General features: G+C 43.6%; 6 protein-coding genes. All 6 read right to left on the reverse strand.

The genetic code is table 11. The features are described 5' to 3' along the window. Nucleotides 1–91: 91 nt before the first annotated feature. Complete coding sequence (locus tag DKW60_RS22045; RefSeq protein WP_109839823.1) at nucleotides 92–1,459, reverse strand: GldG family protein; 1,368 nt, start codon at nucleotides 1,457–1,459, stop codon at nucleotides 92–94. A 5-nt stretch (nucleotides 1,460–1,464) separates the two neighbouring features. Further along, nucleotides 1,465–2,214: an ABC transporter permease gene (locus tag DKW60_RS22050; RefSeq protein ID WP_109839824.1), complete on the reverse strand. Its 750-nt coding sequence runs from the start codon at nucleotides 2,212–2,214 to the stop codon at nucleotides 1,465–1,467. Then, nucleotides 2,207–2,953 (reverse strand): ABC transporter ATP-binding protein, encoded by a 747-nt coding sequence (locus DKW60_RS22055; RefSeq protein WP_109839825.1) that lies wholly within the window; start codon nucleotides 2,951–2,953, stop codon nucleotides 2,207–2,209. The genes DKW60_RS22050 and DKW60_RS22055 overlap by 8 nt, the downstream gene beginning before the upstream one ends. Nucleotides 2,954–3,085: 132 nt before the next feature. After that, nucleotides 3,086–3,241, reverse strand: coding sequence for a 50S ribosomal protein L33 (gene rpmG / locus DKW60_RS22060; RefSeq protein ID WP_022952843.1), 156 nt, complete (start codon nucleotides 3,239–3,241; stop codon nucleotides 3,086–3,088). A 24-nt stretch (nucleotides 3,242–3,265) separates the two neighbouring features. Then, complete coding sequence (gene rpmB, locus DKW60_RS22065) at nucleotides 3,266–3,502, reverse strand: 50S ribosomal protein L28 (protein WP_109839826.1); 237 nt, start codon at nucleotides 3,500–3,502, stop codon at nucleotides 3,266–3,268. A 252-nt stretch (nucleotides 3,503–3,754) separates the two neighbouring features. Next, nucleotides 3,755–5,659 (reverse strand): di-heme-cytochrome C peroxidase (locus DKW60_RS22070; protein ID WP_181389850.1); only part of this gene is annotated, 1,905 nt, incomplete at its 5' end.

Genomic DNA, 5,659 nt, shown 5'->3' on the forward strand with positions numbered 1-5,659 from the left:
TTTCAAGCGATTGCCCTGGAGGCAGGCCCTTATTGGGTTGCCTCCTTTTTTTATCGGTATTAAGCTAAGTGCGGCTATTTATATCAAACAATTAACGTCGCTTTCTAATCCACCAGCGAAGCGTGCCAATGAGTATCAGTAGTGCGGGTATGCCAATCAGAAAACTCAGGGCAAGATAAGTCAGGCTCTTGCCAGGCATGGCCAGCACAGTATCAGGTGCTCTTGCAGGTTTGATGTTAAGTAATTGATCTCCGTTACTTAACCAATCAAACAGCTTATTAGCCAATGTCAGATTGCCACCGCCGGCAGCGCCAACGAACTGATTCAACAGAAAATCACTATCTCCAATTACAGCGATGCGTTGTTCTTTTTGTAAATGGTCACGCGTCAATGTCATTGCTAAACTTAATGGGCCAGGCAGGTCGCCACTCGTATAATCGGGGCTGACTTCACCGCTTAATGCGGCTGTTTCCAGCCAGCTATTCTCACCACTGCTCAGTAGTGAAATGTATGACCAGTCAGTTTGTGAAGCTGTATTTTTCTCAACCACGGTTGCAAACGGAAACAGAGCAGGACTAACCATGTCTTTGAGTAGAGGGTGGCCGAACTGAATGACTGGTATAACAGCAGGGTGTTGAATGCCAAGCATTTCCTGAAGCGACTTGTTGGAATCCAGTAAGGTACCATCAAGAATGCTGAGCCCTAAATGTTGATTCAGGCTGTCGAGTCCGGCCGGTGTGCGTGGCTCAGTCAGCCAAAGTAAATTCCCGCCATCCTCAATATATTTCAGCAGAACATCCACCTCTGTTTTCAAATAGCTATTGAGTGGTGAGGCGATCATTACAAAACTGCTGTGTTCAGGGATCGATTGTGTTTTTAAGATGTTATGTGGCTGCAGACGAAAGCCGCGACTGCTTAGGCGTTCACGAAGCTTACTCATGCCGCTATTGCCTTCATCAAATACGGAGCGCTCTTGATGGCCTTCCAAGACAATCACGCGTGGAATAGTTTTTCTTAACATCCTCTGGATGGTATTGGCCACAGTGTTTTCATCAACTGCGGTGAGCTTTTCACTTTGCTCGCCCAGATGCAATATCACTCTACCTTCGGCCATGACATTGTCAGCTTTTGCGCGTTCAGGGTTGAGGTTAGGATCGACAATTTCCAGTGTGGTTTCGGGTTTAAACTGCTGATACTTCGCCACCAGTTTACGCATGCCATCGTGCAGCTTGGTTTTATCGTTGGATAGGTAGGCAACAAAGCCAAGTGGTTGTTCTACGGACTGTACTAAAGATTGCGTAGCCTGAGTTAATGTGTTGCGTTGCCCAAAGGAGACGTCGGTGGTCTTCACATAACGTGTGCTTAACCAGGCCACCATCACTACCATTAGAATTAACAGCGCATAAAACAATAACTGACTGAGTTTATGAGAGATAGCTGAAGGTTTTTTAGTATTCATCGTGATTACCCCAATCTCTCATTATCAAGCTTTCGAATCGATAACACCAAAAAGAGCGCTATAAACAGCAGGTAGTAGACAATGTCCCGGCTATCAATGATTCCATTCACAAAGCTGAGGTAGTGGCTGAAGTGAGATAAATACGTCAATAATTCGCTGGGTTGGTCGCTACGTGTACCTGCAAAATGCAGTAAAGCCAGAATTAAAAGGAATGCGAAACCTGCCAATGCTGCCATCATGGCGTGCTTAGTGAGTGATGACAGGTATAACCCAGCTGCTGCAAATGAGCTTAGTAATAAAAAGAGTCCAAGAATAGCACTACTTAATTGTCCTAAATCCAATGAAGTACCGAGTAACAGGGAAAGCGGCATTAAGCTGATTAATGCAATAAGGCAGATGAGGAATAACTCAATTGCCAAGAACTTACCTAAAACGATTTGAGTAGCGGTGACTGGTGCAGCCCTTAGTAATGTCAGGGTGTGGTTCTGACGTTCCTCTGCAAAGCTCCGCATAGTCAGTAAAGGCATAATAGCCAGCATGAGAATGCCGGCAAAGGTGAAGACGCGAGTCAGTACGATATCTGTTACGCCATAAGCGGCCTGACTGGCGATAATCTGCGGTTGTATTTTGCTAATGTAATCTTCTATTTGCGCGAAGAACAAATAAGCAAGAATGAGTTGCACTGCTGCAAGAAGCAGCCATGGCATCGGCGTCCGCAAGAAGCGTCGGAATTCGCTCAAGCCTATATTAAGCATCTTCCACCTCGTTAATCTCTGTTAGCTGCTCAGTAAATATAGACTGTAGTGACTGGCCTCTGGCGTTTAAATCATCCAGTGTTTCATTAATGACGGTCTTGCCTTGATTAATGACGTGTACTCGCTGACAGACCGCATCAACTTCTTGCAGAATGTGTGTTGATAAGATGATCCCATGTGTTCTGCCTAGCTCACGAATCAGTTGGCGAATCTGGTCCAGCTGTAACGGGTCAAGACCGACAGTTGGTTCGTCAAGAATAATCAGGGGAGGGCGATGCAAAATGGCTTGTGCAATACCAACACGTTGTTGAAAACCTTTGGATAGGTTGCTAATTAATCGTTTACTCATGCTGCCTAGGTCACAGCTATCGATAGCCCAGCTGACGGCATTGCGTAACTCAGTACCACGTAAGTGATGTAGTTTACCGCAATAGATGAGGTACTCCCGGATAGTCATGTCACGGTATAACGGTGGGTTTTCTGGTAAATACCCTATGTGCTTTCGGGCAGCCAGTGCTTGTTCTTTGAGGTTGATTCCGTTGATAAGGATCTTACCTGTATGGGGTGCCAGCGTACCCGTGAGCATTTGAATGATCGTAGACTTACCCGCACCATTAGGGCCTAGTAAGCCGAGCACCTCACCATGTCGGAGCGAGATATCAACGCCTGCAACTGCGGCATGTTTTCCATAGAATCGTTGTAGATTGGTTGCCTCTACCAGCGGAGTGGAGGTCTGCATACCGTTTCCTTATTGTTATTTTTTACCATTATCCCCAGTGCTTAAAATTACAACTTAGTGTGTCTTATTTCAAGCATAAAAAAACCCGGCACAATGGCCGGGCTTTTCGAAGTCATTCATAAAATAAGTGACTTACTTGATTTTCGCTTCTTTGAACATAACGTGCTTACGAACAACAGGATCGAATTTCTTCATTTCCAGCTTTTCAGTCATGGTACGTTTGTTCTTAGTAGTGGTGTAGTAGAAACCTGTGCCAGCACTAGAAACTAGTTTGATTTTATCGCGCATGTTAACTCCTATCGGCTAAGCCGGTTATACTTTTTCGCCACGCTTACGCATGTCTGCTAATACTGCATCGATACCGACTTTATCGATAATGCGAATACCTTTAGCGGTTAGACGTAGCTTAACCCAACGGTTTTCGCTCTCAACCCAAAAGCGGTGGCTGTGTAGATTAGGAAGAAAACGACGACGTGTGTGGTTCTTCGCGTGAGATACGTTGTTACCCACAGCTGGGCGCTTACCTGTTACCTGGCATACTTTAGCCATGACTATACTCCGAATCAGGAAATCTAAATTGCTGACGCTCTGAACCCGTTAAGATCTTCAGACCATCGAAAAGCCGCACATGATAGCTAATCAGTACGTGCACGGCAAGTATATTGTGCAGCAATTTTTAATTAGTTTATTCAAGCTAGAAATTGTTGAACTCGAGGAGTTCACTGTCCGGCTCTGGTCAATACCAATACAGCGATCATCTCAGTTAAGCGCTGGATTTGCCCCCAACGCTTAAATAAACGATCAGAGGCTTTTCATATACTCGACTAACGCCCAGCGGTCTTCGTCACTCATTTGGTTGTTATTATAATCATGGCCGTAATTGCTATTACCTGCACTAAGCAAGCCATCCACAGTTGTAGTTAATTTAGTCGCGCGCCCGTCTTCAGGTTGTGCAGTAACATAACCCACTTTTTTTGGATCAAACTCAAAACTACCTACCCAAAAATCTTTTGGGCGATCATCAATAGGTAGTAGTAGATCATAGAGGGTAGGTACTGAGCCATTGTGTAGATAAGGTGCAGTAGCCCAGATACCATCTAGGGGGCGAGCCTTATACGCCAGCAACTGATATGGCAGTTGACAGATTGCATTTACTTTTGGTGAATCCTGACAGCCATTACTTTCAATTAGTTCATTGATTTGATTGATACACTGATATATTTTGGAAGGTATTTTCCTTGGTTTTGTCATCATAGCCGGTGGAAACGACCAAACCTCCACTTCATTTTTAAAGGCTGTGTTAAGTGTATTTCGCTTATTATCAAATATGACACCTTTAACGGTGGTCGTCAGCATCGCTGAGACCAGAGCTTCCTCTCCCATCTTACTCTTATTAATTGTAATTCCTCTAAGCCGGCCAGTATCTGCCTTGTAATTTAAAGCATTGCATGCCATCAAAATGTCTGTATAGGACCTCAGTGCATTATCTACGTCCTCATCAGTAGCAGAAACAGCGGCTGCCTTCTTAATGGCCATTGCAGTTTGTTTATTTAATGAGGGAGAGAAATTATCCATACACTCAGCCCCCTTGCTCTCAATAATAGGTACTGTACCATCGCTGTTGAGACACTTTGTTTTTTCTTCACCTTGGGTAATCTCGGCAGCGGTAGGTGTATGGCAGTTGTTACAGCCGTGAGCACTGAATAGCTGCTTGCCCTGCTTGACTTTAGCGCTATCCAAGTTAGGTAGTTCCTTTAACCACTTTGGTGACTCAAGCGTTTTGAGCTTTGCCTCTAAACCATTAAGACTAGGGATATTGACACTGCTTTTGAAACCATTTGACAACAGAGCTGTTAACGGCTTATCAAAGTTTTTAAAGGTTTTTTCATCAATGACTGCCTCACCAAACACACCTAGAACTTCACCACTATTTCTTCCGATTGCACCAAGTTCAATTTCTCTCTTCTTGAAATATTTAAGCAATGTGATGTCTTTGGTTGAGATAACAGTATTTTCAACAATCCCATTCCACTGTACTTTATTTTGATTTTGTATTCCCCATAAAAAAGGAAAACTCACTGGAGCATCTGATTTATTGCCCTTCATTTTATGCAAACTTGTTTCATAATTTTTAGAATCAAGGTTTGCGAACATCACTGTTTTATTAAAAATATGGCCAAACGCATCCAAGCGACCATATCCGTAGCGGCTTGAAGATCTATCAAGTCTAGCCGTAGTTTCTTGCCACGTGAGTAATTGTTTGAGCGCACTTTTAATCTTTTTGGTTTGTTCTGGGTTTGGAGAAGTCCTTAATACCTTTGTTGCAAAACGCTCTAGCTTCTTGCTATCGTCAAAGGTTTGTCTTAGCGATAGGTCAAAATTTTCAATAAACCCTTGAAAATCAATAAGTCCTGGGGCACCGTCTATTACAATGGATGCGCCTTTATATTCAATCTTCCCAGTATGACAAGCAGAACAATTCATCCCAATCCAAGGTTCATTGCTTTTTTGTTTTGCTTTCCAGCGTAACTTAGTGACTATAAAATGTTCGTCATTTTGCCGATCAAGTGCAAATCCAATGGGCAGATCTTGCTTGCTTGAAGGTTTGGCGTAAAGGAAGTTAAAAGTCTTCAAAAAATCAGGGTCAGTAAACGCTCTCTGAGAGTCGGGTTGCTCTAGTGCTCTAAGAGTTATGATTGAAAGTAG

Source organism: Leucothrix pacifica, assembly GCF_003172875.1.
GTDB lineage: Bacteria > Pseudomonadota > Gammaproteobacteria > Thiotrichales > Thiotrichaceae > Leucothrix > Leucothrix pacifica.